This is a genomic window from Streptomyces sp. NPDC056486, from assembly GCF_042795295.1.
Taxonomy (GTDB): Bacteria; Actinomycetota; Actinomycetes; order Streptomycetales; family Streptomycetaceae; genus Streptomyces.
The window spans coordinates 21,073-47,097 of sequence record NZ_JBHTSF010000068.1; the positions used below are offsets into that span (position 1 = coordinate 21,073).

At 70.2% G+C, this 26,025-nt stretch carries 22 protein-coding genes and 1 tRNA gene; 9 read left to right on the top strand and 14 right to left on the bottom strand.

All coding sequences use genetic code 11. The features are described from left to right. Positions 1-1,296 carry a class I SAM-dependent methyltransferase gene (locus tag ACFQ7F_RS25090; RefSeq protein WP_383274100.1) on the top strand — a complete coding sequence of 432 codons (1,296 nt, stop codon included), beginning with the start codon at positions 1-3 and terminating at the stop codon, positions 1,294-1,296. 84 nt (positions 1,297-1,380) lie between these two features. On the opposite strand, the gene ACFQ7F_RS25095 is transcribed toward ACFQ7F_RS25090, so the two are convergent. Both ACFQ7F_RS25095 and ACFQ7F_RS25100 read right to left on the bottom strand, forming a co-directional pair. Next, positions 1,381-3,915, bottom strand: coding sequence for an ABC transporter permease (locus tag ACFQ7F_RS25095; protein WP_383274103.1), 2,535 nt, complete (start codon positions 3,913-3,915; stop codon positions 1,381-1,383). Between the two features lie 146 nt (positions 3,916-4,061). Further along, positions 4,062-4,832, bottom strand: coding sequence for an ABC transporter ATP-binding protein (locus ACFQ7F_RS25100; RefSeq protein ID WP_383274106.1), 771 nt, complete (start codon positions 4,830-4,832; stop codon positions 4,062-4,064). Between the two features lie 387 nt (positions 4,833-5,219). On the opposite strand from ACFQ7F_RS25100, the gene ACFQ7F_RS25105 reads away from it, so the two are divergent. Continuing rightward, positions 5,220-5,302 (top strand) — tRNA-Leu (locus ACFQ7F_RS25105). A gap of 71 nt (positions 5,303-5,373) precedes the next feature. On the opposite strand, the gene ACFQ7F_RS25110 is transcribed toward ACFQ7F_RS25105, so the two are convergent. Beyond that, positions 5,374-7,020 (bottom strand): IclR family transcriptional regulator C-terminal domain-containing protein, encoded by a 1,647-nt coding sequence (locus ACFQ7F_RS25110; RefSeq protein ID WP_383274109.1) that lies wholly within the window; start codon positions 7,018-7,020, stop codon positions 5,374-5,376. A 151-nt stretch (positions 7,021-7,171) separates the two neighbouring features. Here ACFQ7F_RS25110 and ACFQ7F_RS25115 point away from each other — a divergent pair, with 151 nt between their 5' ends. The 3 genes from ACFQ7F_RS25115 (at position 7,172) to ACFQ7F_RS25125 (ending at position 10,791) form a co-directional block, all read left to right on the top strand. After that, a complete protein-coding gene (locus ACFQ7F_RS25115) occupies positions 7,172-8,350 on the top strand; it encodes a 4-hydroxybenzoate 3-monooxygenase (protein ID WP_383274112.1) in 1,179 nt (392 codons plus the stop codon). Positions 8,351-8,413: 63 nt separating this feature from the next. Further along, complete coding sequence (locus tag ACFQ7F_RS25120) at positions 8,414-9,811, top strand: MFS transporter (RefSeq protein ID WP_383274115.1); 1,398 nt, start codon at positions 8,414-8,416, stop codon at positions 9,809-9,811. A 65-nt stretch (positions 9,812-9,876) separates the two neighbouring features. Beyond that, positions 9,877-10,791 (top strand): Bax inhibitor-1/YccA family protein, encoded by a 915-nt coding sequence (locus ACFQ7F_RS25125; protein WP_383274117.1) that lies wholly within the window; start codon positions 9,877-9,879, stop codon positions 10,789-10,791. An 83-nt stretch (positions 10,792-10,874) separates the two neighbouring features. Here ACFQ7F_RS25125 and ACFQ7F_RS25130 read toward each other — a convergent pair whose 3' ends face one another. Beyond that, the gene (locus tag ACFQ7F_RS25130; protein ID WP_383274120.1) at positions 10,875-11,105 is read right to left on the bottom strand and encodes a DUF4287 domain-containing protein; all 231 of its coding nucleotides are present in this window, start codon (positions 11,103-11,105) and stop codon (positions 10,875-10,877) included. 102 nt (positions 11,106-11,207) lie between these two features. Between ACFQ7F_RS25130 and ACFQ7F_RS25135 the strand changes: the two genes are divergently transcribed. Continuing rightward, positions 11,208-11,519 (top strand): hypothetical protein, encoded by a 312-nt coding sequence (locus tag ACFQ7F_RS25135; protein ID WP_383274123.1) that lies wholly within the window; start codon positions 11,208-11,210, stop codon positions 11,517-11,519. Positions 11,520-11,573: 54 nt separating this feature from the next. Here the strand turns inward: ACFQ7F_RS25135 and ACFQ7F_RS25140 are convergent, their stop codons facing one another. The 3 genes from ACFQ7F_RS25140 to ACFQ7F_RS25150 form a co-directional block, all read right to left on the bottom strand. Further along, positions 11,574-12,419 carry a hypothetical protein gene (locus tag ACFQ7F_RS25140; RefSeq protein ID WP_383274125.1) on the bottom strand — a complete coding sequence of 282 codons (846 nt, stop codon included), beginning with the start codon at positions 12,417-12,419 and terminating at the stop codon, positions 11,574-11,576. A 252-nt stretch (positions 12,420-12,671) separates the two neighbouring features. Further along, positions 12,672-13,892 (bottom strand): acetyl-CoA C-acetyltransferase, encoded by a 1,221-nt coding sequence (locus tag ACFQ7F_RS25145; protein WP_383274128.1) that lies wholly within the window; start codon positions 13,890-13,892, stop codon positions 12,672-12,674. A 573-nt stretch (positions 13,893-14,465) separates the two neighbouring features. Continuing rightward, entirely contained in the window at positions 14,466-15,473 is a 1,008-nt protein-coding gene (locus ACFQ7F_RS25150; RefSeq protein ID WP_383274161.1) for an SGNH/GDSL hydrolase family protein, read from the bottom strand. A gap of 170 nt (positions 15,474-15,643) precedes the next feature. Here ACFQ7F_RS25150 and ACFQ7F_RS25155 point away from each other — a divergent pair, with 170 nt between their 5' ends. Continuing rightward, on the top strand, positions 15,644-17,035 hold the full coding sequence (locus tag ACFQ7F_RS25155; protein ID WP_383274131.1) for a cystathionine beta-synthase: 1,392 nt from the start codon (positions 15,644-15,646) through the stop codon (positions 17,033-17,035). Between the two features lie 283 nt (positions 17,036-17,318). On the opposite strand, the gene ACFQ7F_RS25160 is transcribed toward ACFQ7F_RS25155, so the two are convergent. From ACFQ7F_RS25160 to ACFQ7F_RS25190, 7 genes are read right to left on the bottom strand one after another with little or no spacing between them, the layout of a single operon-like run. Then, positions 17,319-18,104, bottom strand: coding sequence for a phosphodiesterase (locus ACFQ7F_RS25160; RefSeq protein WP_383274134.1), 786 nt, complete (start codon positions 18,102-18,104; stop codon positions 17,319-17,321). Positions 18,105-18,146: 42 nt separating this feature from the next. Next, positions 18,147-18,569, bottom strand: a complete 423-nt coding sequence (locus tag ACFQ7F_RS25165; protein WP_383274137.1) for a hypothetical protein — start codon at positions 18,567-18,569, stop codon at positions 18,147-18,149. A gap of 10 nt (positions 18,570-18,579) precedes the next feature. Continuing rightward, on the bottom strand, positions 18,580-20,013 hold the full coding sequence (locus tag ACFQ7F_RS25170; protein ID WP_383274139.1) for a purine-cytosine permease family protein: 1,434 nt from the start codon (positions 20,011-20,013) through the stop codon (positions 18,580-18,582). Between the two features lie 52 nt (positions 20,014-20,065). Beyond that, positions 20,066-21,001 carry an ABC transporter substrate-binding protein gene (locus ACFQ7F_RS25175; protein WP_383274142.1) on the bottom strand — a complete coding sequence of 312 codons (936 nt, stop codon included), beginning with the start codon at positions 20,999-21,001 and terminating at the stop codon, positions 20,066-20,068. A 20-nt stretch (positions 21,002-21,021) separates the two neighbouring features. Next, a complete protein-coding gene (locus tag ACFQ7F_RS25180) occupies positions 21,022-21,693 on the bottom strand; it encodes an ABC transporter permease (protein ID WP_383274145.1) in 672 nt (223 codons plus the stop codon). Position 21,694: 1 nt separating this feature from the next. Beyond that, positions 21,695-22,342, bottom strand: coding sequence for an ABC transporter permease (locus tag ACFQ7F_RS25185; RefSeq protein ID WP_383274148.1), 648 nt, complete (start codon positions 22,340-22,342; stop codon positions 21,695-21,697). After that, positions 22,339-23,433: an ABC transporter ATP-binding protein gene (locus tag ACFQ7F_RS25190; protein WP_383274151.1), complete on the bottom strand. Its 1,095-nt coding sequence runs from the start codon at positions 23,431-23,433 to the stop codon at positions 22,339-22,341. The genes ACFQ7F_RS25185 and ACFQ7F_RS25190 overlap by 4 nt, the downstream gene beginning before the upstream one ends. A 151-nt stretch (positions 23,434-23,584) precedes the next feature. On the opposite strand from ACFQ7F_RS25190, the gene ACFQ7F_RS25195 reads away from it, so the two are divergent. Together ACFQ7F_RS25195 and ACFQ7F_RS25200 are read left to right on the top strand one after the other, a co-directional pair. Continuing rightward, positions 23,585-25,156, top strand: coding sequence for an aromatic amino acid ammonia-lyase (locus ACFQ7F_RS25195; RefSeq protein ID WP_383274154.1), 1,572 nt, complete (start codon positions 23,585-23,587; stop codon positions 25,154-25,156). Next, the gene (locus ACFQ7F_RS25200; RefSeq protein WP_383274156.1) at positions 25,153-25,986 is read left to right on the top strand and encodes a MurR/RpiR family transcriptional regulator; all 834 of its coding nucleotides are present in this window, start codon (positions 25,153-25,155) and stop codon (positions 25,984-25,986) included. Before ACFQ7F_RS25195 ends, ACFQ7F_RS25200 begins: the two co-directional genes overlap by 4 nt. Positions 25,987-26,025 lie beyond the last annotated feature (39 nt).

The following is a 26,025-nucleotide window of genomic DNA, read 5'->3' on the forward strand; positions in this document are numbered from 1 at the left end:
ATGCCTGATGCCGCGTTGCGGCTGAAGAACCTTGCCGAACAATTGCTGGGAGCCCCGCTCCCCGTACGCATTCGTGCCTGGGACGGTTCCGAAGCAGGCCCGCCGGGTGGCCCCACCCTCGTCGTACGTAATCGCCGCGCCCTGCGCCGCCTGATGTGGAAGCCGGGCGAGCTGGGTCTCGCCCGCGCCTGGGTGGCCGGGGACCTGGACGTCGACGGCGATCTGTACGCCGCGCTCGACCGCCTCGCCGGGTTCATCTGGGAGCGCGACGAGGACGCGAAGAACCTCAGGGAGTCCCTGCGCGACCCGAAGTTCCGGGCCGCCGCCCGCACACTGGTCGGCCTCGCGGCTCCGTTCCTGCCGCCGCCCCCGCCGCAGGAGGAGATGCGCAGGCGCGGGAGGCTCCATCTGCACACCAAGGGCAGCGACCGGCAGGCCATCAGCCACCACTACGACGTGGGCAACGACTTCTACGAGCTGGTGCTCGGCCCCTCGATGGTCTACTCGTGCGCCTACTGGGAGTCGGAGGACTCCACCCTGGAGGAGGCCCAGCGCGACAAGCTGGAGCTCATCGCCCGCAAGCTCGCCCTGAAGCCCGGCATGCGGCTGCTCGACGTCGGCTGCGGCTGGGGCTCCATGGCCATCCACGCGGCGCGCGAGCACGGCGTCACCGTCGTCGGCGTCACGCTCTCCCAGGAGCAGGCCGCGTACGCCAGGAAGCGCATCGCAGAGGAGGGTCTGACCGACCGGGTCGAGATCCGCGTCCAGGACTACCGTGACGTGCGTGACGGTCCTTACGACGCCATCTCCTCCATCGGCATGGCCGAACACGTCGGCTCCGAGCAGTACTTGGAGTACGCACACGCCCTGCACGACCTCCTCAAACCGGGCGGCAGGCTCCTCAACCACCAGATCGCCCGTCGGCCACAGACCGACGAGTCGACGTACGAGGTGGACGACTTCATCGACGCCTATGTCTTCCCCGGCGGCGAGCTCGCTCCCGTCGGGTCGACCGTCGGGCTCCTGGAGCGCGCCGGGTTCGAGGTGCGCGACGTGGAGGCGATCCGTGAGCACTACGCCCTCACGCTGCGCCGCTGGGTCGCCAACCTGGAGGCCCGCTGGAAGGAGGGCCAGCGCCTCACGTCACCGGGCCGCGCCCGCATCTGGCGCCTCTACATGGCGGCGTCCGCGCTGTCCTTCGAGCGCAACCGCATAGGCGTCAACCAGGTCCTCGCGGTGAAGACCCCGGAGATCGGCACCTCCGGAATGCCGCTGCGGGCCCGCGCCTGGCAGTAGGCAGCAGGCAGTACGCCGCACGTGAAAAGGGGCCCCGGACGGTGAGTGTCCGGGGCCCCGCTCATGTGTACGTACCGCCAGGTGTTACTCGGCCTTGATCGCCATCAGCGGGTTCAGCCTGGCCGCGCTGCGGGCCGGCCACATCGCCGCGAGGACGCCGACCAGGGCCGCGATCGCGAGGAAGATCGCGATACGGCCGACCGGGATCTCCATGGAGTACGTCGCCACCGTCTTGGCGATGCTGTTGCCCGCGGCCCAGCCCATGAAGAGGCCGAGGCCGATGCCGAGCACCGCGCCGAACAGGGAGATGAGGACCGCTTCCAGGCGCACCATCTGCTTGACCTTCGCGCGGTCGAGGCCGATGGCCCGCATCATGCCGATCTCGTGCTTCCGCTCGAAGACCGACATGGCCAGGGTGTTGATGACGCCGAGCACCGCGATCAGGATGGCCATCGCCAGGAGGCCGTAGAGCATGTTCAGCATCATGTTGATCGCGCCACCGATCTCGTTGCTGATCGCGTCCTTGTCCTGGATCTTGATGGCGGGGTTGTCGCCGAGGGCCTTGACGATGGCGTCCTCGGCCTTGTCGGACGTGCCGCCCTTCATCTTCACCAGGACCTGCTCATCGGTGATCTTGGGCAGGTGCGGGTTGACGACGGCGAGCGGCGTGAAGAGACCGTTGATCATCTCGTTCTGCTGGTAGACACCGGCGATCTTCAGCTTGGTCGTCTTCTCGTCGTCGAACTCCACCGGGATGGTGTCGCCCGCCTTGAGGCCCTGCTTGTCCGCGGTCTCCTTGTCGATCAGCGTGGACTTGCCCTTCAGACCCGCGACCGAGCCGCTGGTGAAGTCGAGGCTCGTCAGCTGGGCGAAGGCCTTCTCGTCGACGCCGGACACCTGGGAGTACGTGTCCTCCACGTAGCCGGCGGTCGTGCGCAGCGGGCTGCTCGCCTCGACGTCCGCGAGCTTGGCCAGCTTCTTGCCGACCTCGGGGGCAAGGGGCTGGTAGTTCGCCATGGAGACGGTGTAGTCGGCCTTCAGGGAGCCCGCGGCCATCTTGCTGATGGCGGTGCTCATGGAGGTCGCGATCACCGTCATCGCCGTGATGAGGGTCAGGCCGATCATCAGGGCCGCGGCGGTGGAGGCGGTGCGGCGCGGGTTGCGCACCGCGTTGAGGCGGGACAGCTTGCCCGTGACGCCGAACGGCTTCAGGAGCGGGGCCGAAGCGGCGATGAACGGACGCGACAGGAGCGGCGTGAGGACGATGACGCCGATGAGGATCAGGGCGCCACCGCCGGCCTTCACGTAGTTGTCGTCCATCATGAACATGACGACGCCGAGGGCGGCGATGATCGAGCCGATGGTGTTGCGGACGACGAGGCCACGCATGGTCGGCGTCGAGTGGACGCTGTTCATCGCGGCGACCGGCGGGATCTTCGCGGCGCGGCGGCCCGGCAGCCAGGCGGCCAGCATGGTCACGAACACGCCGATGACCAGGGCGACGACGACCGTCATCGGGGCGACGACGATCGGCCCGTCGGGCAGCGAGGCGCCCGCGGAGTTCATCACGGTCTCCAGGCCCACGGCCACGCCGATGCCGAGCGCGAAGCCGGTCACGGCGGCCACCAGGCCCACCAGGAACGCCTCGATGAGCACGGAGCGCGTCACCTGACGGCGCGAGGCGCCGACGGCACGCATCAGGGCCAGTTCCTTGGTGCGCTGGGCGACCAGCATGGTGAAGGTGTTGGCGATGATGAAGATGCCGACGAACAGCGCGATACCGGCGAAGAGCAGCAGGATCTGGCTCATCGAGCTGGTCTCCCGCTCGATCATCTTCGCCTGGTCGTCGGAGAGCTGGCCGCCGGTGACGGCTTCCGTCTCCTTCGGCAGGATCTTGTCGACCGAGTTCTTCAGCGCCGTCTCGGAGGTGCCCGCTGCGGCCTTCACGTCGATCTCGTCGTACTCGGTCTTGCCGAGGAGCGTGCGCGCGGTGTCGTTGTCGAACACCACCAGGCTGCCGCCCGCGAGGACGCTGCCGTCCTCCGTGTCGAAGATGCCGCTGATCTTCGCGTTCTTCACCGGGCCGTCGGTGGAGTAGCGGACGGAGTCGCCGACCTTGTAGCCGGTGCGCTCGGCGGTCCTGGAGTCCAGCGCGAGGTCACCGGCGGACGTGGGGGCCGCGCCCTTGGTGAAGTCGTAGCGCGGGTCCTTGCCGTCCTTGCCGGGGTAGTAGTTGGCGCCGGTGGTGCCCCACTCGCCGCCGACGAGCTTGCCGTCCTTGTCGGCGACCGCGGTGAAGCCCGTGACGCCGCCGATGGCCGAGTCGGCGCCGGGCAGGCCCTTGACCTTCTTCAGGAGGGCGTCGGTCAGACGCGGCGTCTTCTTGGTTTCTTCCTCGTCGGCACTGGCCCCGTAGAAGGAGGCGGAGCCGCCTTCGGGCTGGACGGCGACCGAGACGTGGTCGAAGCTCTTCGCCGACTTGTTCTTGTAGGCGTTGCCGAAGGTGTCGGTGAAGACCAGGGTGCCGGAGACGAAGGCGACGCCGAGCATGACGGCGAGCACGGTCATCAGCAGCCTGGCCTTGTGCGCGAGCACGTTGCGCAGGGCGGTACGGAACATGGGTGTGAGTCCTGGTGGAAGAGAGTGTGGGGCCGAGGTGGCGCCCGACAGGGGCGCGGGGCTGTGTCCATGTGCGGCTCCGCCGCGTGGGCGCGACAAGCCACAGCGGGCCCGCGGGTGATCACCCGCCGACGCCGCTCGGAGCGCTAGCTCGTACGGCCCTTCGCGTCGAAGTCCTTCATCCGGTCGAGGACACCGTCGGCCGTCGGCCCGTGCATCTCGTCGACGATGCGGCCGTCGGCCAGGAAGATCACGCGGTCCGCGTACGCCGCGGCCGTCGGGTCGTGGGTGACCATGACGACGGTCTGGCCCAGTTCGCGTACGGAGTTGCGCAGGAAGCCCAGGACCTCGGCGCCCGAGCGCGAGTCCAGGTTTCCGGTCGGCTCGTCGCCGAAGATGATGTCGGGCTGCGAGGCAAGGGCGCGGGCCACGGCGACGCGCTGCTGCTGGCCGCCGGAGAGCTCGGTGGGCCGGTGGGAGAGCCGCCCGGCCAGGCCGACCATGGAGATGACCTGCTCCAGCCACGCCTTGTCGGGCTTGCGGCCCGCGATGTCCATCGGCAGCGTGATGTTCTCCAGGGCCGTCAGCGTCGGCAGCAGGTTGAAGGCCTGGAAGATGAAGCCGATCTTGTCCCGACGGAGCTTGGTGAGCTGCTTGTCCTTGAGGGTGGACAGCTCGGTCTCGCCGATCCGCACGGAGCCGCCGCTGAAGCTGTCGAGGCCCGCGACGCAGTGCATCAGGGTCGACTTGCCGGACCCCGAAGGGCCCATGATCGCGGTGAACTCACCCTGCCGGAAGTCGACGGAGACATGGTCCAGGGCGACCACCTGGGTCTCGCCCTGTCCGTACACCTTGGAGAGGTCCGTGGCGCGCGCGGCCACTGCGGTGGTGCGGGCGGCGAAGGGGGTGGTGGTCACGGGGCGGTGCTCCTGTCGGGACGACGAGTGGGGACGGATTCCATCGTCCTTGTGGATCCGCGCCGTGTAGTCAGCCGCTGTTCCGGTTCCGGGGGCCCTCTCTAGTCGGACTCCGGGCGCCGGAGTCATACCTGGGGATGACCCCGACCCCGGAGACGAGTACCACCCGCCGACGCCCCGCGGACGTTCCGGGGGCGTCTAAATTCCGTCATTCCGTCCTGGAGGCCGCACAGGGGCGGAAGGGCCTGCGGCATGTACCTATGGGCCATACCGGTGGCTGATGCACCCTCAGACGTCAATAAAATAAGACAACATCGGGCTGTTGTTCCGCTGTTCGGGGGACGCCTCCCGATAGGGTCGAATCACTTGATGCGGAGCCCATGGCCTGCCCGGATGGTGGAATGCAGACACGGCGAGCGTAAACCTCGCTGCCCCTAGCGGGCGTGCCGGTTCAAGTCCGGCTCCGGGCACCTCCGCCATCGTTCGTTGCCTGATGGCACATCAGTTCCAGCGTCCCGCAATGACTTTGGCGTGCCGGGGATCACGGCAGCCGCACCGCCTGGAAGCGGGCGGCGGTGTGCAGATCTGTTTCGATCGCCGCCGCCGTGTCGCGCAGCGCGGGCAGCAGGGCGTCGCGGGTCTCGGCCAAGGGGCCCGTGCCCGCGTGCCGGGCGATGTTGAGGGCGGCGACCACCCGCCCCGCCGCGTCCCTGACGGGCACCGCCACCGAGCGCAGCCCCTCTTCAAGCTCCTGGTCGGCGGTGGCGTAGCCGTCGGCGGCGGCGCGCTCCAGGATCCGCGCGAGCTCGCCCGGGTCCGTCACGGTCCGCGGGGTGAGGGCGCGCGGCGGAGCCTCCCGGAGCAGACGCTCCCGCTCCTGCGCCGGAAGCCCGGCGAGCAGGACCCGGCCCATGGCGGTGGCGTATGCGGGAAACCGGGTGCCGAGGGTGATGCGGACGCTCATGACGCGGACGGTGGCCGCCCGCGCCACGTAGAGGATGTCCGCGCCGTCCAGGACCGTCACCGAAGTCGACTGGTGCACCCGCTCGGTCAGCTCCCGCACATGCGGTTCGGCGATCTCGGCGAAGGTGAGCCGGGACAGTGCGGCGTGCCCGAGCTCCAGGATGCGCGGCAGCGGGCGGTACAGGCGCCCGTCGTGGGCCGCGTACCCCGCGAGCTCAAGGGTGTGCAGGCAGCGCCGTGCGGTGGCCCTCGACAGGCCAGTGGCCGCGGCGAGCGCGGTCAGCGGCAGGCCGTCGCCGCGGGCCTCGCCGAGAGCGCGCAGGACGGCGAGTCCGCGCGCCAGTGACTGCAGGAAGCCGGAGCCGAGCTCCGCCTTGGCGGTCGCCGGGTCGGTCGCGGGGGCGGTCACGTGGCCGGGCGTGGGTGCGGCGCCGGAGGGCGTTTCCGGGGCCCCCGCCGCCAGGCTCTCCAGCTGCTCGGCCTCCGCGCGCAGCCGCGGCAGCATCGCCTCCGCGAGGCCCTGTGCCGTGTGTCTGCTGGTGTGGCTCACCGCGGAGAGGGCGTAGCGCGTCCTGCCCCCGGAGTCACGTACGGGGACCGCCACCGCGATCAGGCCCGGCTCGATCAGCTGGTCGTCCAGGGCCCAGCCCGTCTCCCGGGAGCCGGTCACCCGGGCGGCGAGGTCCGGGATGTCCGCGGGCGCGGGCCCCGGAGGCAGTGCGGGAAAGGCGCTCTCCGCGGGTCCCGCGGCCACGCGTGCCCGCCAGGCGGCCCACCGTTCCTCGTCCCAGGCGTCCGCGAACAGGGCGCCGGGGGCGCAGCGCTCGGGTGGCAGCAGGTCCCCGATGCGGAAGGCCACCGACATCGCGCGCCGCCGCGCGGCCTGCGTCACGAAGCGCACGCCGTCGCCGTCGGGCACCGCGAGCGACACGGACTCGTCGAGCTCGTCCGCGAGCCGGGCGGTGCGCGCCGCGACCTCGCCGGTCAGACCGCTCGCCGCGAGATAGGCGTTGCCGAGCTCCATCAGGCGGGGCGTGAGGTGGAGTTCCTGGCCGCGCTCGCGTACGTAGCCGAGGTGGACCAGGGTCGCCACGACGCGGTCCACCGTCGAGCGGGCCAGGCCGGTGGCGCGGACGAGGTCGCCCGCCCTGACCTGGTCGCAGGCCGCGAGGGCGCGCAGCACCGCGAGGCCGCGCTCCAGGGGGCGTACGGACTCTTCTGACATGGGCGCCGCTCCTCGCACGGGTGGAGAACGGGTGCCTCAAAAGTGGCTGCTCCGCAACCGTTGACAGCCGCTGGGTCCGGTCGGAGACTCCCGTCAGCACATTATGAACGAAAGTTCACCAGGCGAACAAGCCGTGTGAGGGGAATGATCGATGCGCACCACCGTCGGAATCATCGGAGCCGGACCGGCGGGGCTGCTCCTCGCCCGCCTGCTGCACAACGCCGGCATCGATTCCGTCGTCCTGGAGACCAGGGACCGCGCCTACGTGGAACAGCGCCAGCGCGCCGGGATCCTGGAGCAGGGCACCGTCGACGTCCTGCGCGAGGCGGGCGCCGCCGCGCGCATGGACCGCGAGGGCATCCCGCACGACGGCATCGAACTGCGCTTCGACCGCCGCAGGCACCGCGTCGACTTCCCCGCACTGACCGGCGGCCGGTCAGTGATGGTCTACGCCCAGACCGAGGTCTGCAAGGACCTCATAGCCCTCCAGCTCGCCGCCGGTGGCCCGCTGCTCTTCGAGGCCGAGGCGCTCGCCGTCGAGGGCGCCGAGACCCAGAACCCGCGCATCCGCTTCCGTCACCAGGGCAGCGAGGACGTCCTCGAATGCGACTACGTGGTCGGCTGCGACGGCTCCTGGGGCGTGGCCCGCAAGGCCGTGCCCGCCGATGTCTCACGGGTCTTCGAGCGGACGTACCCCTTCGGCTGGCTCGGCATCCTCGCCGACGTACCGCCCTCGCACGACGAACTCGTCTACGCCCGCCACGACCGCGGCTTCGCCCTGCTCTCCATGCGCTCGCCCACGGTGACCCGCGCCTACCTCCAGGTCCTCGCGGACACCGACGCCGCCGACTGGGGCGACGAGGAGATCTGGGACGAGCTCGACCGCCGCCTGGAGACCGACGACCCCGGCTGGACGCTGAAGCGCGGGCCCATCACCTCCAAGTCCGTCACCCCCATGCGCAGTTACGTCCACGAACCCATGCGGCACGGACGCGTCTTCCTCGCCGGGGACGCCGCCCACATCGTCCCGCCCACCGGCGCCAAGGGCCTCAACCTCGCCGTCGGCGACGTCGTCACCTTCGCCCGCGCGCTCGCCGAACTCCGCGAGACGGGCTCCGACGCCCGCCTCGAGGCGTACTCCGCGACCTGTCTGCGCCGCGTCTGGCAGGCCGAACGCTTCTCGTACGCGATGACCACGATGCTGCACCGCGCCCCCGAAGCCACCGGCTTCGACGACCGCATCCAGCTCGCTCAGCTGGACCGCATCACCACCGCACGCCCGGCGGAGACCGACCTCGCCGAGAGCTACACGGGCTTCCCCCTCGACTGAGCCCGCGGCGCCACCTGGAAATCCCCCGTCCCCACCAGGTCCCCACAAAGAAGTGAGAACCCCGTGACCGCTCCCCAAGGCGCCGCGCCCCAGCGGACCTTCAGATCCGTCGCCCCCGTCATAGCCCTGTGCTGGCTCGTCGTCTTCTTCGACGGCATGGACGTCAACATCTACGGCGCCGTGATGCCGCACCTCATCGATGACAAGGGCTTCGGCTTCACCGCGTCGACCGCGGGCACCATCGGCTCCTGGACCACCTTCGGCATGCTCATCGGCGCCCTCGGCTGCGGCACGCTCACCGACTGGATCGGCCGCAAGCCGATGGTGACGGGCAGCGTCGCGCTGTTCTCCCTCGGCTCCGCGGTCTGCGCGCTCGCGCCGAGCGCCGCCGTCTTCGGCACCGGCCGGTTCATCGCCGGGCTCGGCCTCGGCGGTCTGATGCCGATCAGCCTCGCGATCGTGGCCGAGTTCGCACCGCCGCGCAGGGCCGCTCTCGCCACCGGCCTGATGATGACCTCGTACCACGCGGGCGGCATGGCGGCCACGGGCCTCGGGCTCGGTCTCGGGCCCGACCACGGCTGGCGCGTCGTCTTCTGGGCGGGTGTGATCCCCGCGGTCGTCGCCATCCCCCTCGTACTGAAGTGGCTGCCCGAATCGCCCGGCGTGCTGCTCAGCAAGGGCCGCACGAGCGAGGCGGAGGACGTCGCCGCCCGCTTCTCGCTGCCGTCCCCGACGCTCGCCGAAGCCCCCGAGGCCGGTGCCAAGGGCCGCTTCGCCGCCGTCGCCTCGCTCTTCACCCCCGGTCAGCGGCTCGCGACCCCGCTCCTGTGGCTCGCGTCCTTCGCCGGGCTCCTCCTCGTCTACGGGGTCTCCACCTGGCTCCCCGAGCTGATGCGCGCCTCCGGCTACTCGCTCTCCTCCTCCGTGACCTTCCTCATGGTGATCAACGCGGGCGGCATCGTCGGCATGCTCGTCGCGGGGCGGATGGCGGACAAGTTCGGCGCCGTGCGGATCTCCGCGATCTGGTTCCTGCTCACCGCCTGCGGCGCCTTCCTGCTCAAGGCCGAGCTGCCGCTCGGTGTCGCGTACGCGATCGTCTTCGTCACCGGCATCTGGCTCTTCTCGGCGCAGGTGATGGTCTACGCCTCCGCCCCTTCCGTCTACACACCCGCCCAACGCGCCACGGGCCTCGGCTGGATCACCGGCGTCGGGCGCACCGGCGCGGTCGTCGGACCGTGGCTGGGAGGCGCTGTGGTCTCCGGCGGCAACGCGTCACTCGGATTCACCACGTTCGCCGTGGCCGCGGTCCTCGGAGCCGTCGCGATCTCGCTGGTGCCACTCGTCCGGCGCAGCCGCCGTACCCCCGCGGACGAGGGTGTATCCGTGCTCTCACCGGGAACAGAGAGCACCGGGCCGAGCGTTCTTGGTCACAAGGAGGGAAAGATCCTCCCCAAGCACTAGGGTCTTCCTTTTGCCTACGCATTACTCTTGAGCCAAAGCCACACACGTGGCCATGGAGGAGTGAGATGAGGAGCAGTAACCCGGTCTTCTCGCGACGGGGGTTCAGCCGCGACAACGGCTACGCGGGCTTCGGCACGCAGCCGCAGGCCGGGGGACCCGCGGGCGGGACACAGACCCAGCAGGGCAATCCGTACGCGGGCGCGGGCCAGCAGGCCCCCGCCAATCCGTACGCGACCAACCCGTATGCCCAGCAGGACCTGCAGCACGGCGCCCCCCAGGCGCCCGTAACCACCGCCGGCCGCATGACGATGGACGACGTCGTTCTGCGTACGGCCACCACGCTCGGCACGCTCCTGGTCACGGCGGCGCTCGCCTGGGCACTGCTGCCGGTGGACGACGCCAACATCGGCAAGTCGTACGGCATCGCGATCGGCGCAGGCCTCGTCGCGATGGTGCTCGGCCTCGTGCAGGCCTTCAAGCGCAAGGCTTCGCCCGCGCTGATCCTGACGTACGCCGCCCTGGAGGGTGTCTTCCTCGGCGTCGTCTCCAGCGTCGTCGACAACCGCATCGCGGACGGCGCGGCCATGCAGGCCGTGATCGGCACGATGGCTGTCTTCGCCGGTGTCCTCATCGCCTACAAGGCGGGCTGGATTCGCGTCAACCGTCGCTTCTACGGCTTCGTGATGGCCGCGGCGATGGGCTTCCTGCTGCTCACCGCCGTGAACCTGCTGTTCGCGGTCTTCGGCGGCGGTGACGGTCTCGGCTTCCGCAGCGGCGGCCTCGGCATCATCTTCGGCATCGTCGGCATTCTGCTCGGCGCGTGCTTCCTGGCCCTGGACTTCAAGCAGGTCGAGGACGGCATCGCGTACGGCGCTCCGAAGGAAGAGGCCTGGCTCGCGGCGTTCGGTCTGACGATGACGCTGGTCTGGATCTACCTGGAGTTCCTGCGTCTGATCGCCATCTTGCAGGGCAACGACTGACGCGGCTGATCACCGCGAAGGGCCCCACGGAACATATGTTTCGTGGGGCCCTTCGCCGTTGTGTCGTGAGGGGGACAGGGAGGTCAGAGCAGCTTGCGCGCGGCCCGCCGCAAGTCGTACTCGTGGATGATTGCCTTGGCGTGCCCGTAAGCGAGGTCGTGCTCCGCGCGAAGCCAGCTGACCTTCTCCTCGAAGCGGAAGAGGGAAGGGCCTTCGTCAACGGCGCGAAGCCAGTCGGAGATCTCACGACCGGTGCAGTGGGGGATGCGGGCGAGCAGATTGCGGTGGGTCTCCTCGGAGAAGACTTGGGACATCGGCGCCTCCGGACGCGTCGCGATGTGTTCCGTCCTTCACGCCACCGTGCCTGAGCGTTGGGACGTTGGCAACAGTCCCGCCCGGGCGCATAAGGTCACCGGGTGCTTGATACGACGCCTTTGACGGACGCAGTGGACCAATTCGCCGACCGGTTGCGGGCAGCCCCGCAGAGTCGCCTGCAGCGGGGGGCGGCGACCGAGGCGCTCGCTCTGGCCAGGGAACTGGCGGCGTGGGCGCAGCGGATCGAGGTGCCGGACGAGGAGCCGCGGGAGATGCCGGACGCCGGGATGTTCGCGGCGGCCGATCAAATCACGGTCGCGGGGCGGGATTTGGCCCTTGTGCTAGATGATTCAGGTCAACTCGCCGAGGCGCTGACGCTCGTGGAGAAGGCGCAGAAGCGCGCCGGAGTGTGACGGGGGCGCGACCGGGGTGTGGTCCGACCCCGGCGGGCGCCGGGGTCGCTCCGGTCAGACCGAGGCGATGACGCGGTCGGCCAGGATGTAGACGTTCTCGGTGCCGCACTCGAAGGTCAGGGCGTAGGCGCCGGAGACTCCGGATCCGCCGAGCAGGACCGGGGCGTGCCCGTCGCGCAGGGCCTCGGCGAGCAGCTCCGCGGTCTCGCGGTGGCCCGGGGTCATGCAGAGCGTCGTGCCGTCGGTGAAGACGTAGACGTCCAGTGTGCCGAGCGGTCCGGGGCGGACGTCGGCGAGCGCCGTACGGGCGTCGGCCAGTTCCTCAAGACAGGCGACGGTGCGCTCGTGGTCGCCGTTGACGGGGGACTGGACCGGGACGAAGTCCGGGTGCGAGGGGTGGCGGCGGCGGGCCGCGGCGAGCTCGGGTGAATCTCCCCCAAGGACTCCGTCCGGGGAGGTGCCCCCAGCGAACTCGTCGGACGGATCGGCGTACGGCTCGATGACCGGCTCCAGGCTGTCCGCCTCAAGGCCCGAGAAATCCGCCTGGCGGGGCAGGAACAGCTCGTCGGCCATGTCGGAGAGGCCAGGCAGGCCACTGAGCAGCGAGGGCGCGTCCGAGGCGTCACGGGCTTCCTGGGCGGCCCAGAAGGCGCGCGCCTCGGCCAGCTCGCGCTCCCGTTCCTCGGCGAGGGCCTCGGCGACAGCCGTGCGTATCTCGTCGGTGTCCGCGGTGCGGGCTGCGGGCACGTTGGCGTGTGCGTTCGCCGACTGGCTCTGGGCCAGCTCGGCGCGCAGGGCGGTGATCTCTGCGAGCTGCTTCCGCAGGCCGTGTACGGCGTGCAGGGCGGCGGCACCCACGGCCGTGGCAGCGGCTGTGGAGAGCAGCAAGGCAATAGGCATGGCGCTCACTGACGTACTCCCGGTTTCAAGTCGACCCCCGACTTCCTACATCAGCTTGAAGCCTGCACGATCCACCTGTCAGTGCATTACGTCACGAATTGGACAGGTCTTTCGTCCCGGTGTTTACCCTCGGACGCGCTCTGAGCTGGGCATATGCATCTCCCCCAGGAGATAGGTCACATCCTGGGGGAGATTGAGTCACGAATCAATGGAGACGTGAGGGATCTGCGGGGGCTCAGAGCGCTCGGAGCGTCAGCTGAGGCGCTCGATGACCATCGCCATGCCCTGTCCGCCGCCGACGCACATCGTCTCCAGGCCGAACTGCTTGTCGTGGAACTGGAGGCTGTTGATGAGCGTGCCGGTGATGCGGGCGCCGGTCATGCCGAAGGGGTGGCCGACGGCGATGGCGCCGCCGTTGACGTTCAGCTTGTCGAGCGGGATGTTCAGGTCGCGGTAGGAGGGGATCACCTGGGCGGCGAAGGCCTCGTTGATCTCGAAGAGGTCGATGTCGTCGACGGTGAGACCGGCGCGGGAGAGGGCCTGCTTCGACGCCTCGACCGGGCCGAGGCCCATGATCTCGGGGGAGAGGCCGGTGACGCCGGTGGAGACGATGCGGGCCAGCGGGGTCAGGCCGAGCTCGCGGGCCTTGGTGTCGCTCATGATCACGAGGGCGGCGGCGCCGTCGTTGAGCGGGCAGCAGTTGGCGGCGGTGACGAGGCCGTCGGGGCGGAAGACGGGCTTGAGGCCTGAGACGCCTTCGAGGGTGACGCCGGCGCGGGGGCCGTCGTCCTTGCTGACGACGGTGCCGTCGGGGGTCGTCACCGGGGTGATCTCGCGCTCCCAGAACCCGTTCTTCAGGGCTTCCTCGGCGAGGTTCTGCGACCTGACGCCGAACTCGTCCATGTCCTGACGGGTGACGCCCTTGGCGCGGGCCAGGTTCTCGGCGGTCTGCCCCATCGCGATGTACGCGTCCGGGATCAGGCCGTCCTCGCGGGGATCGTGCCAGTCGGAGCCCTCGGTCTTGCTGACGGCCTCGGTGCGGGCCTCGGCGTCGGCGAAGAGGGGGTTGTGGGTGTCGGGAAGCCCGTCGCTCGACCCCTTCGCGCTGCGGGACACCATCTCCACACCGGCGGAGATGAAGACGTCGCCCTCTCCGGCCTTGATGGCGTGCAGGGCCATGCGGGAGGTCTGCAGGGAGGAGGAGCAGTACCGGGTGATGGTGCAGCCCGGCAGGTGGTCCATGCCCATCTGTACGGCGACGATGCGGCCGAGGTTGTGCCCCTGCTCGCCGCCGGGCAGTCCACAGCCGAGCATCAGGTCGTCGATGAGCTTCGGGTCGAGCTCGGGGACCTTGGCGAGGGCGGCCTCGATGATCGTGGCGGTCAGATCGTCCGGCCGCAGATCCTTCAGGGAGCCCTTGAAGGCGCGGCCGATCGGGGTGCGGGCGGCGGAGACGATCACGGCTTCGGGCATCACGGCACTCCTACTGGCGGGGGCGCCCCGGGCAGAGGTGGGGCGGGGCGCGGCTGGCTGGCGGGACTCGGGGTTTTCGGGACTCCTTGGGAAGTTACCTGTACGTACTGCGGCCAGTCATCGGGCGGGGACTGTGATGCGGGCCGCATTTTTCTAAGCGCTTGCTCAGGCTGGCGGGAGCGCTTTGACTGGCGGAGGCGCCTTGAGGGGGCCTGCCTCTTCCCGACCGCCGTGGGGGCGCCCCTGTCCCGCCGCTTCGCGGCGGATGTTTCCCGCCCACCCGCCCGATCACCCGGCGTGATTTCCTCAGCCACCCCTGGGCTGAGGGGCCTGCCTCTTCCCGACCGCCGTGGGGGCGCCCCTGTCCCGCCCACCCGCCCGATCACCCCGCATCCACCCCTGGGCAGGATCACGCCGGGCAATCGGGTGGGTGGGCGGGAGAATTCCGCCGCGAAGCGGCGGGCCGGTGTGTGACGACCCGCAGCGCCGCACCCGCCGTGATGACGCACCCGCCGTAGTGCCGCTCCGCGAGCGGAGTCGCAAGCCCCGCAGGGCCCCGCCCCCCCCGGACCGCTACCGCGAAAGCGGGGAAGGGTCCGGAGTGTGGTGGATGCGCCGGCGGCGGCGGCGTTTGAGGAGGGCCCAGGGGCCGCGCGGGCCCGTGGGCATCGCGGCCGCGACCTCCGTACCGCCCTCCGACGCGGCTTGCGCGGCAGCCCGCGCCACCGGCAGGAACCCCTCGCGCCGCGACACGTCGGGGCGCTCCTCCTCAGGCCAGAGACCCAGCGCCGCGCACAGCGTGGGAAGTACCGCCATCGCCGCGGTCGCGTACCCCTCCGCGGAGGGGTGGTAGTTGTCGGGACCGAACAGCTCCCGCGGATTCGCGAGGAACTCGGGGCCGAGCAGATCCCCGAGCGACACCGTCCGCCCACCCTGCTCGACCACACCGATCGTCTGCGCGGCGGCCAGCTGCCGTGACACGCGCCGCGCCATCCAGCGCAACGGCTGGTAGACGTTCTCCACCGTTCCCAGGTCGGGACAGGTACCGACCACCACCTCCGCCCCGGCCGTCCGCAGCCTGCGCACCGCCGCCGACAGATGGCGCACGGAACGCGTCGCGGGCATCCGGTGCGTCACGTCGTTCGCGCCGATCATCACGACGCAGACGTCGGGCGCCCAGGAAGAGACATCGGACAGAAGCGACGTCACCTGGCGGTCCAGGTCGTCCGACATGGCGCCCGGCAGCGCCACGTTCCGCAGCTCCACCGGCCGCTCGGCCACCGCGGCGAGCCCCGCCGCGAGGAGCGAGGCCGGGGTCTGCCTGGCCCGGTGCACCCCCTGACCCGCGGCGGTCGAATCTCCGAGCATCGCGAACCGCAAGGGCTCCGCGCCCTCGGGCCGATCCGCGAACCCCCAGCCGTACCGTCCGTCCGCCCGCGGTGGAGCCGGATGCTCCCCGCTGTTTCCCACGGTCCGCTTCGCCAGTTGCACCTCGGCAAGCACCACGCCCACGGCCGCCGCCCCGAGCAGCCCGATGCCTCCGCCGCCGTACGCCGCGCCCGCAGCGATCCGCCGCGCCACCCTCGCCCTCGACATGCCCTGCAGCCACCTCCTCGTAGCCAATCCGCCCTACATCAACTAATTGCCCCGTAAGGACGGTCGGCCAATCGCAAGCGGAGGTGAACGACTGAACGGGACCCTTACGCTGACGACACCCATTCGTCGCACTACATCGCAGCCCGGAGACAACGGTGCAATTCCACGACTCGATGATCAGCCTCGTCGGCAACACCCCGCTGGTAAGGCTCAACAACGTGACCACGGGCATTCAGGCGACCGTCCTGGCCAAGGTCGAGTACTTCAACCCCGGCGGTTCCGTGAAGGACCGCATCGCGCTGCGCATGATCGAGGCGGCCGAGCAGAGCGGGGAGCTCGAACCCGGCGGCACGATCGTCGAGCCCACCTCCGGCAACACCGGGGTCGGGCTCGCCATCGTGGCCCAGCAGAAGGGCTACAAGTGCATCTTCGTCTGCCCGGACAAGGTGTCTCTCGACAAGATCAATGTGCTGCGCGCGTACGGCGCCGACGTGGTCGTCTGCCCCACGGCCGTCGACCCCGAGCACCCGGACTCGTACTACAACGTCTCGGACCGCCTCGTGCGCGAGACCCCCGGCGCCTGGAAGCCCGACCAGTACAGCAACCCGAACAACCCGCTCTCCCACTACCACTCCACCGGCCCCGAGCTGTGGGAGCAGACAGAGGGGAAGATCACCCACTTCGTGACGGGGATCGGGACCGGAGGCACCATCTCCGGGACGGGCGGATACCTGAAGGAGATCTCGAAGGGCGGGGTCACGATCGTCGGCGCCGACCCCGAGGGGTCCGTGTACTCCGGCGGCTCCGGGCGGCCCTACCTCGTCGAGGGCGTCGGTGAGGACTTCTGGCCGACGGCGTACGACAGGACCGTGACGGACGAGATCATCGCGGTGTCCGACAAGGACTCCTTCCAGATGACGCGGCGCCTGGCCAAGGAGGAGGGGCTGCTCGTCGGCGGTTCCTGCGGCATGGCGGTCGTGGCGGCGCTGCGGGTCGCGGAGCGGCTCGGCCCCGACGACGTCGTGGTCGTACTCCTGCCCGACTCCGGGCGCGGCTACATGAGCAAGATCTTCAGCGATGAATGGATGAACGACTACGGGTTCCTGGAGCAGGCGGGCGACGCGCCTCGCGTCGGCGACGTACTGAGCCGCAAGGAAGGCGACCGACTGCCCTCACTCGTCCACATGCACCCGGAGGAGACGGTCGGTGAGGCCATCGACGTACTGCGTGAGTACGGCGTCTCGCAGATGCCCATCGTCAAGCCGGGCGCGGGCCACCCGGACGTGATGGCGGCCGAGGTCATCGGCTCCGTCGTCGAACGTGAGCTCCTCGACGCCCTGTTCGCGCAGCGCGCCTCGCTCTCGGACCCGCTGGAGAAGCACATGTCGGACCCGCTGCCGCAGGTCGGCTCCGGTGAGCCCGTCGCCGACCTGATGTCGGTGCTCGGCCGTGCCGACGCGGCGATCGTCCTGGTCGAGGGCAAGCCGACCGGTGTGGTGAGCCGTCAGGACCTGCTGGCCTTCCTGGCCGCGCAGCAGGGCCAGTAGCCGAGGGGCCGGTGAACAAGGGGGTGTGCCGGGAGCCGTGGTTCGAACTTCGCGGAAGTGGTACGAGCGCGACACGTCCGCGCAGCACACGCTTAACACGGCTCCGGCACATTGGTTGTTGTCGGCGTACAGGAACTCCGGAGCGGCTCCCGGACCTCTGAACGCCTGGACGCGGACCCGGTCCTGACCCGGCCCGCGTCCCTCGCGGGGACCGCCGTCGTCCCGCCCCCTGGTTACCCGGGGGTGCGGCGGTCCCCGCGCATGAACTTCGAATGCCCCCCCCTCAGAACCCCTGGATCTGCGCCGCCGCATGGCTCACCGGCACCGTGTGCGTGACCCAGCCGGTGGCCGTCCGCAGGTGGAGCTGGAAGGCGGTCGGCTCGGGCAGGTAACCCATGGCGCCGTCCGTGCTCATCGTCAGGGAGCTCTGGAGGTACGTCGACGGGGCGGTCGACAGGGTCGTGCCCGCGTAGGCACCGGTGATCGGGCGGTGGACGTGGCCCGCGAGGACCCGGGTGACCTGGGGGTGGCCGGTGAGGACCTTCGCCAGGGCGTCGCCGTCGGTGAGGCGCATGCCGTCCAGGAACGGGATGCCGATGTCCGCGGGCGGGTGATGTACGCAGACCAGGGCGGGGACATCGGGACGGGCCGTCAGCCGGGCGTCCAGCCAGGTGAGTTGGTCGTCGCCGAGACGGCCGTGTGCGACGCCGGGCACCTTCGAGTCCAGGGCGAGCAGCGTCAGGTCCTCGTACTCGACGGCGTAGTGCGAGGTGTGCGTGCCGCCGAGGTGCGGTGTGCCGCCGAACGCCTTGACCAGGGCCGCCGGGTCGTCGTGGTTGCCGGTCGTCAGGTGCAGGGGCAGCGGGAAGCCCGCGAGGAGTTCACGCAGCTGCTCGTACTCGTCGGGGCGGCCGTGTTCCGTCAGGTCGCCGGTGATCACGACGCAGGTGGGCCGGGGCTCCAGGGCAAGGACGCGGGCGAGCGCGTGGCGCAGGCCGGCCGCGGGCCCGGCGGCCAGTGCGCCGGTGGTGAGGTGCGGGTCACTGAGGTGCGCGACGGAGATGGTCATGAGGGCAGACTCCCCCGCAGTCGCAGTCGCAGCCCTCAGGCGTCAGTCGTCCCACTCCGACTTCCGCCCCCGGTCCGCGCGGCGTCCGATGGCCATGCCCCTGATCGAGTGCACCGCGTTCACGCCGACGATGCCGCCCCAGGTGACGAAGAGGCCTGGCAGGTCCGCGTTGACCGCGCCGATCGCCGAGAGCGGGATCGCGAGGATCAGCGAGACGACGCCGAAGCTGAAGCGCTCGCCCCAGGAGTCCACGGGGCTGTTGGACGCGCGGGAGCCCCGGGCGACGACCATCTGCTGCTCGGCCATGTGCCGGCGCATGCGCCGGTCGATGGTGCCGTCCAGGCGCTGCTCGACCTTCCCGAGGAACGAGTCGACCAGCGCGGACTCATACTCTTCGCCTAGCTCTCTGCGGGCGTGCAGAGTGGCGTCGAGTTCCTTCTTGAGTTCGGCGTCACGGGCTTCCATAGGCCTTACGTTACGCAGCCGACGCGGGTGTGACAGTGGGGCTATCCCCCCTTTCCGCGGGGCTGTCCTCCCTGTCCGTGGGGATGTGCGACGTGTCGCGGCGGGCGAGGAGCCAGTACAGGGCCGCCGGGATCACCAGACCCACGATCCAGGAGATGTCCGCGCCGCCGAGGGGCTCCACCAGCGGACCCGTGTAGAAGTGCGTGGCCAGGAAGGGGAGCTGGGTCAGGACTCCTACTCCGTAGACCGTAAGGGCGTCCCAGCGCCAGGCTCCGTAGCGCCCTTCGGGGTCCGAGAGCGCCGGGATGTCGTACCGCTCCTTGGAGATCAGGTAGTAGTCGACCAGGTTGATCGCCGACCACGGCGTGAAGAACGTCAGGAGGAAGAGAAGGAAGTCCTTGAAGGACGTCAGGAAGCTGTCCTTGCCAAGGAGTGCCACCACCGTGCCCGCCACCATGATCAGGGCGATGTACGCCGCCCTGCCGCGCGGCGAGAGGGTCTTCTGGCCCCGGAATCCGCTGATGCTCGTCACCATCGACATGAAGCCGCCGTAGGTGTTGAGCACGTTGATGGTGAGCTTGCCGAGTGCGATCACGAAGTACAGGAACGATGCGATCAGGCCCGTACCGCCCAGGCCGACCACGTATCCGACCTGGTTGGCGAGGAACGCGTCGCCCGCGCTCGCCGCCACGAGCACGCCGAAGGTCATCGACCACTGCGAGCCGAGCACCGTCCCGGACAGCGTCCACCAGAAAGTGGCACGCCCCGACGTCGTACGCGGCAGATAGCGCGAGTAGTCGGCGACGTACGGCCCGAAGGCGAGCTGCCACGACGCCGAGAGCGACACCGCGAGCAGGAACATCGGCAGGTCGAAGTGCGCGTCGTTCAGGAGGGCCGAGAGGTCGACGCGGTCCAGGAGGCGGATGCCCAGGTAGATGAACGCGATCGCGCAGATCACGCTCGCCGTCCGCCCCAGGACATGGATCACGCGGTAGCCGACCGCTGCCACCACCGCGGTGATCACCGCGAAGACGATGATGCCGGTGGTGTCGTTCGTGTGCGTCAGCTGGGCCGTCGCCTGGCCTGCCAGGACGCTGCCGCTCGCGAAGAAACCGACGTACATGAGGATGACGAGCAGGAGCGGTACGACGGCGCCGCGCACCCCGAACTGGGCCCGGGACTGGATCATCTGCGGCAGACCGAGCTTCGGCCCCTGCGCCGAGTGCAGAGCCATCACCGCGCCGCCGAGCAGATTGCCGAGCAGCAGGCCGACCATCGACCAGACCACGTCGCCGCCGAAGACGACGGCGAGCGCGCCGGTGACGACCGCGGTGATCTGGAGGTTGGCGCCGAGCCAGAGGGTGAACTGGCTGAACGCGGTGCCGTGCCGTTCGTCGTCGGGGACGACGTCGATGGAGCGCCGCTCCACGAGACTGTCTGCCATGATCCGCTGAACTCCCTGCTGCTGGACGAACTGTTGCCCTGCTGGTGAGCTACTACTTCTTGCTGATCCCGTGCTTCGCCGCCCAGTCGTTCGCGACGTCCTCCGGGTCCTTCTTGTCCTTGTCCACCAGGCGGTTGAGCTCGGTGAGGTCCTTGGTCGTCAGCGCGTTGCCCAGGCGGCCGAGCGCCTTGCGGACCGTCGAGTCGGCCTTGCGGTCGGCGACGAGCGGGACGATGTGCTGGCCGGGGATCAGGTTCTTGGGGTCGGTGAGCAGGACCCACTTCTCGGCGACGATGTCGGTGTCGGTGGTGAAGAGGTTCGCCACGTCGACGTCGCCCTTCTTCAGGGCGCCCTTCACCAGCGGCCCGGAGGAGTCGAGGGACTTGAACTCCTTGAACTCGACTCCGTAGACGTCCTTGAGGCCCACCGAGCCCACCGTGCGCTTCTTGACCTCGGGCGCGGCGCCGATGACGAGCTTGCCGTTGTGTTTCGCGAGGTCCGCGAGGGACTTGAGGCCGTACTTGGCGGCGGTCTCCCGGGTGACGGCGAAGGCGTCGGAGTCCTCGGCCTTGCCGTACGGGAGGATCTGCAGGCCGCGCGGCAGGACCATGGCGAGGGCGTTCTGCATCTCGCCCTCCTCGGTGGCCTTCGCCTTGGCGTCGAGGTAGTGCAGGAGCGCGCCCTGGTACTCGGGCAGGAGGTCGATGTCCCCGCCCTTGAGGGCGGGGATGAGGATCTCGCGGGTGCCGAGGTTGGGCCGGACCTCTGTCTTGATGCCCTCCGCTTCGAGCGCGGCGGCGTAGAGGTAGCCGAGGACCTGGTTCTCGGTGAAGTTGGCGGTGCCGATGGTGACGCCGTTCTTGCTGGAGCCACCGCCCGAGCCGCCGGAGCCGTCTCCGTTGAGCGAGGTGACGCCGCCGCTGCAGGAGGCGAGCGCGGGGACGGACGCGGCGGCGAAGAGCCCGCCGAGGACGTTTCTGCGGTTCATGGGGGCCATCTGGCTTGCTCCTAGGCCGACTTGGCGGGGCGGTGGCGGAAGAGGGCGCGCTGCAGTCCGGAGAGCGCGAGATCGAGTACGACGGCGACGACGGCCACGAGCACGGCACCGCCGAGCACCTGGACGAGGTCGCGCTGGGCGAGCCCGTCGAAGACGTACCGGCCGAGCCCGCCGAAGGAGACGTACGCGGCGATGGTGGCCGTCGCGACGACCTGGATGAGCGCGAGCCGCAGGCCGGTCATGATCAGGGGGAGCGCGAGGGGCAGTTCGACCTGGAAGAGGACCTGGTGCCAGCGCATGCCCTGGCCGCGCGCGGCGTCCCGCACCTCCGGGTCGACCGCGGTCATCCCGGCGTACGTGTTGGTGACGATGGACGGCACCGCGAGCGCGACGAGCGCGATGTAGATGGGCCACATGGAGAGCCCGCTCGCCAGGAAGACCAGGACGACGAGGCCGACCGTGGGCAGCGCACGCCCGAAGCTGGAGAGGTTGATCGCGACGAAGGCGCCCCGCCCGGTGTGCCCGATGAGCAGGCCGATCGGCAGCGCGATGGCGGCGGCGATGAGGGTCGCGAGCAGCGAGTACTGGAGGTGCTCGACGAGGCGGTGCCCGATGCCGTCGGACCCGGTCCACTGCTCGCCGCTGACCAGCCAGGCGCCGAGGTTCTTGAAGAGTTCGTACATGTCACGCGCTCCTCTTGCGGCGGGTCCAGGGGGTCAGGACGTACTGGAGGGTGACGAGCAGCGCGTCCGCGACGAGCGCGAGGAGCAGGGTCAGGACGACGCCGACGATGACGGGGGTGGGGAAGTTGCGCTGGAACCCGTCGGTGAAGAGCTGTCCCAGGCCGCCGTCGCCGATGTACGTCGCCACGGAGACGAGGGAGATCGCCATGACCGTCGCGATCCGTACGCCCGCCATGATCACCGGCAGGGCGAGGGGGAGTTCGACGGTGAGAAGGGTGCGCAGGGGGCGGGTGCCCATCGCTTTGGCCGCCTCCTTCGTCTTCGCGGGGACGGAGTCCAGACCCTCGACCGTGTTCCGCAGGAGCACGACGAGCGTGTAGATCGTCAGGCCGATGACGGTCGTGGTGCGGGTGAGCCCGCTGACCGGCAGGAGCAGGACGAAGACGGCGATGGACGGGATGGTGAAGAGGATGTTCGACAGGCCGAGGAGCAGTCCGCGCAGGGGGCGCACGCGGTGGGCGACGACGGCCAGGGGGAGCGAGATGAGCAGGCCCAGGAGCACGGCGGTGAGGGCGGCCTGGAGGTGGGAGAGGGTGAGGCTGGTGAGATCGTCGGTGTGGTCGGCTATCCACGACCAGTCGACACTCACGCGTCTGCCTTGCTGACGTCCACGGCGTCTGCGGCGTCTGCGGCTTCTGCGTCGACCGCGCTCGCGTCGGTGTGTACCTGCCCCGCGTGCTCGTGGATGTCGTCGCGGGACGTGACGCCGGTCAGGACGCCCTCGGCGTCCACCCGGGCGACAAGGCCGCTGGGCGCGGCTATCGACTCGTTCAGGGCCGACAGGAGCGAGTCCGTGTCCCGCAGGGGGCGTACGGGGACGTCCGCGGCCTGTGCGTCCTTGTGCCGCCAGGCCAGTGGGGCGCCCGCCGCGTCGAGACGCAGCGCCCAGGCGCCGCCCTCCGGGGCCGGGGCCTTGGGGACGTCGGCCAGCGTCGTCAGGGAGAGCAGCTTCAGGCCGCGCTCGGCGCCCAGGAAGTCCGCGACGAAGCCGTCGGCGGGGCGGGCCAGGAGCTCGGCGGGGCTCGCGCACTGGACGAGGTGGCCGCCGGTGCGGAAGACGGCTATCCGGTCGCCGAGCCGTACGGCCTCGTCGATGTCGTGCGTGACGAAGACGATGGTCTTGTTCAACTCACGCTGCAGGCGCAGGAGTTCGTCCTGGAGCTGGGTGCGGACGACAGGGTCGACCGCACCGAACGGCTCGTCCATCAGGAGCACCGGCGGGTCGGCGGCGAGCGCGCGGGCCACACCGACGCGCTGCTGCTGGCCGCCGGAGAGCTGGTGCGGGTAGCGCTTCCCGGCGTCGGCGGCGAGGCCGACCGTCTCCAGGAGCTCCGCCGCCCGTGCCCGCGCCTTCTTGCGGCCCCAGCCGAGCAACAGCGGCACGGTCGCGATGTTGTCCAGGACCGTGCGGTGCGGGAAGAGCCCGGACTGCTGGATCACGTACCCGATGGAGCGGCGCAGCTCGGCCGCGTCCTGCTCCAGGACGTCCTTGCCGTTGACTCTGATCGTCCCTGAGGTCGGATCGACCATCCGGTTGATCATGCGGAGCGTTGTCGTCTTGCCGCAACCGGAAGATCCGACGAGGACGGTCACGCCCCCTTCCGGCATCTCAAGGCTGAGGTCATGGACCGCGGTTGTGCCGTTCGGGAAGCGCTTGTGGACCGTATCGAATTGGATCATGAGGAGTCCCTTGCCCGGCTGTATATCTTCATGCAGAGTTCTTTGTGACTGAATAGATTGTCAATAGTTAGTCGGAGCCCAGGTGTAAATCACTGGTTACAAGTGGTCGCAGGGCAAGACGAAGCGTCCGGTTGAGGAGGAATTACGAGTGATGTCGTCTCGTATCGCGGACAAGGCGAACGGCAGGGCGACCGACGACAGCGGCTCGGTCGTCGTCCTGGACGGCCGCGGACTGATGGTCGCAGATGTCGTACGTATGGCCGAATCTACCGCTAAGCCAGTTCCCGGAACGGACGGCATGAAGCGCGTGGAGAGCTCATGGAACGCCGCCCGTGAGATCGCTTCCTGGGGTCGCGTCTACGGCCGCTCCACCGGCGTGGGCGCCAACCGGAATGAGTCCGTGCCGACCGAGGCGGCCGCCGACCACGGTCTGCGCCTGCTGCGCAGCCACGCCGGAGCGATCGGCGATGAGCTCCCCGCGCGGCAGGTGCGCGCGATGCTCGCGGTCCGCGCCAACCAGCTGCTCGCGGGCGGCGCGGGGCTGCGCCCCACCGTCGTCACGGCGCTCTGCGAGGCCCTGGGGACAGGTGCGTACCCCAAGGTCAATGAATTCGGCTCCGTCGGCACGGGTGACATCGCCGCGCTCGCGCAGATGGGCCTCGCTCTCGCGGGTGAGCATCCCTGGCAGGGGACGGGCGCCGCCCCCGACCCGCAGCCCCTCGACAACAACGACGCCCTCGCCCTGATCAGCAGCAACGCCCTCACGCTCGGCCAGTCCGCGCTCGCCCTGCACGAGCTGCGCGGCCTCGTCGCGGCCACGCAGATGGTGGCGGCGCTGACCCTGATGGCGGTCGACGGTTCGTACGAGGCGTACGCGCTGCCCGTGCACGAGGCCCGGCGGCACGCGGGTTCGTACGCGGTCGCGGAACGGATGCGGCAGATCCTCGGCGCGCCCGACCGCCCCACGCCACCGCTCGGCCGCATCCAGGACCCCTACGGCCTGCGCTGTCTGCCGCAGATCCACGGGCCCGCGCACGACGCGGCGGACGCGCTCGAAGACGTCCTCACGGTGGAGATCAACGCGGCCGCCGAGAACCCGCTGATCTCGGCGGAGGACATGGCGGCCTACCACCACGGCGGCTTCTACCTCGCCCAACTCGCCCTCTCCCTCGACCACTTCAGGCTGGCGGTGACACAAGCCGCGCGCCTGTCGACGTCCCGCCTCTCGACCCTGAACGAACCGGGCTTCACCCGTCTTCGCCCGTTCCTCGCGGACGGCGAACCGGCCTCGTCGGGCGTGATGATCCTGGAGTATGCGGCCGGGGCGGCCCTCGGTGACCTGCGGGCCTTCTCCGCGCCGGCCTCGCTCGGCCACGCGGTGCTCTCCCGTGGCGTCGAGGAGCAGGCCAGCTTCGCCTCGCTCGCGGCACGGCAGACGCTGCGGGCGTGTGAGGCGTACCGCCTGGTGGTGGGCTGTGAACTCGTCGCGGCCGTGCGGGTGTTGAGGCAGCGGGACATGCGCCTCGACCCGGACCTGCCCGTCGGGCGCGCCTTCGACCTCGCGGACTCGGTGCTCGACCCGGAGCTGGCCGACCGGCCGTTGACGGATGATGTGACGGTGGCGGCCGGGCTGCTCGACCGGTTCACCGAGCTGTGGCTGGACCTCGGGTCCGGGAACGGAACGGGCTTCGAGGGTCAGGGTGTTGTGAGGGGAACGGTATGAGTGACAGTCCCGCGGCGCGGCTGCAGGTGCTCTTCGAGGGCCACCGCCTCACGCCCACGCAGCGGCGCATCGCGCACTGCATGGTGCGGCGGGCGGGGGACGTCCCCTTCCTCTCCAGCGTCGAACTGGCGGAGCTCGCCGGGGTGAGCCAGCCTTCGGTGACCCGTTTCGCCGTGGCGCTCGGCTTCGACGGGTATCCGGCACTGCGCAGGCACCTGCGGGAGCTGGCGCCCGCGGAGGCGGCGGGCGAGGCCTCCCTCAACGAGTACCAGCAGGCGGTCGAGGCGGAGATCGAGAACCTCCGGCACCTGGCGGAGGTGCTCGCCGACCCGTCGCCGTTGGAGCGCGCCGGGCAACTCCTCGCCTCCTCGCGGCCGCTCCCCGTCCTGGGCCTGCGGGCCGCCGCGTCACAGGCGTACGGCTTCTCGTACTTCGCGGCGAAGGTCCACCCCGACGTACGCCTCCTCCACGAGGGCGGCACGATGCTGGCCGACCGCATCGACGCGGCGGTACGGGCGGGGGCGTCCGCGCTCATGTGCTTCGCGCTGCCCCGGCATCCGCGGGAGGTCGTGGACGCGCTCGCCTACGCGCAGGCGGCCGGGCTCTCGGTGGTGACGGTGGCCGACTCGGCGTTCGCCCCCGTGGCGGCGCACTCGGACCTCCTCCTCCCGGCTGCGGTCGGCACGGGTCTCGCCTTCGACACGGCGTGCGCGCCGATGCTGCTCGGCCGGGTGCTCCTGGAGGCCATGTGCGACGGACTCCCGGACGCGCAGGCGCGGTTGGAGGAGTTCGACGCGGGGGCGGCGGCGCGGGGTCTCTTCGTGGAGTAGAGGTCTCTCCGTGAAGTGGCCCAGGACGCACGGCGGGCC

Bases quoted from the DNA above. Each gene is read 5' to 3' on its own strand.
- ACFQ7F_RS25145 (WP_383274128.1), bottom strand. From the start codon at position 13,892: ATGCCCGAAGCCGTGATCGTCTCCGCCGCCCGCACCCCGATCGGCCGC.
- ACFQ7F_RS25125 (WP_383274117.1), top strand. From the start codon at position 9,877: ATGAGGAGCAGTAACCCGGTCTTCTCGCGACGGGGGTTCAGCCGCGAC.
- ACFQ7F_RS25195 (WP_383274154.1), top strand. From the start codon at position 23,585: ATGTCGTCTCGTATCGCGGACAAGGCGAACGGCAGGGCGACCGACGAC.
- ACFQ7F_RS25180 (WP_383274145.1), bottom strand. From the start codon at position 21,693: ATGTACGAACTCTTCAAGAACCTCGGCGCCTGGCTGGTCAGCGGCGAG.
- ACFQ7F_RS25175 (WP_383274142.1), bottom strand. From the start codon at position 21,001: ATGAACCGCAGAAACGTCCTCGGCGGGCTCTTCGCCGCCGCGTCCGTC.
- ACFQ7F_RS25110 (WP_383274109.1), bottom strand. From the start codon at position 7,020: ATGTCAGAAGAGTCCGTACGCCCCCTGGAGCGCGGCCTCGCGGTGCTG.
- ACFQ7F_RS25095 (WP_383274103.1), bottom strand. From the start codon at position 3,915: ATGTTCCGTACCGCCCTGCGCAACGTGCTCGCGCACAAGGCCAGGCTG.
- ACFQ7F_RS25170 (WP_383274139.1), bottom strand. From the start codon at position 20,013: ATGGCAGACAGTCTCGTGGAGCGGCGCTCCATCGACGTCGTCCCCGAC.
- ACFQ7F_RS25090 (WP_383274100.1), top strand. From the start codon at position 1: ATGCCTGATGCCGCGTTGCGGCTGAAGAACCTTGCCGAACAATTGCTG.
- ACFQ7F_RS25160 (WP_383274134.1), bottom strand. From the start codon at position 18,104: ATGACCATCTCCGTCGCGCACCTCAGTGACCCGCACCTCACCACCGGC.
- ACFQ7F_RS25115 (WP_383274112.1), top strand. From the start codon at position 7,172: ATGCGCACCACCGTCGGAATCATCGGAGCCGGACCGGCGGGGCTGCTC.
- ACFQ7F_RS25130 (WP_383274120.1), bottom strand. From the start codon at position 11,105: ATGTCCCAAGTCTTCTCCGAGGAGACCCACCGCAATCTGCTCGCCCGC.
- ACFQ7F_RS25140 (WP_383274125.1), bottom strand. From the start codon at position 12,419: ATGCCTATTGCCTTGCTGCTCTCCACAGCCGCTGCCACGGCCGTGGGT.
- ACFQ7F_RS25190 (WP_383274151.1), bottom strand. From the start codon at position 23,433: ATGATCCAATTCGATACGGTCCACAAGCGCTTCCCGAACGGCACAACC.
- ACFQ7F_RS25165 (WP_383274137.1), bottom strand. From the start codon at position 18,569: ATGGAAGCCCGTGACGCCGAACTCAAGAAGGAACTCGACGCCACTCTG.
- ACFQ7F_RS25200 (WP_383274156.1), top strand. From the start codon at position 25,153: ATGAGTGACAGTCCCGCGGCGCGGCTGCAGGTGCTCTTCGAGGGCCAC.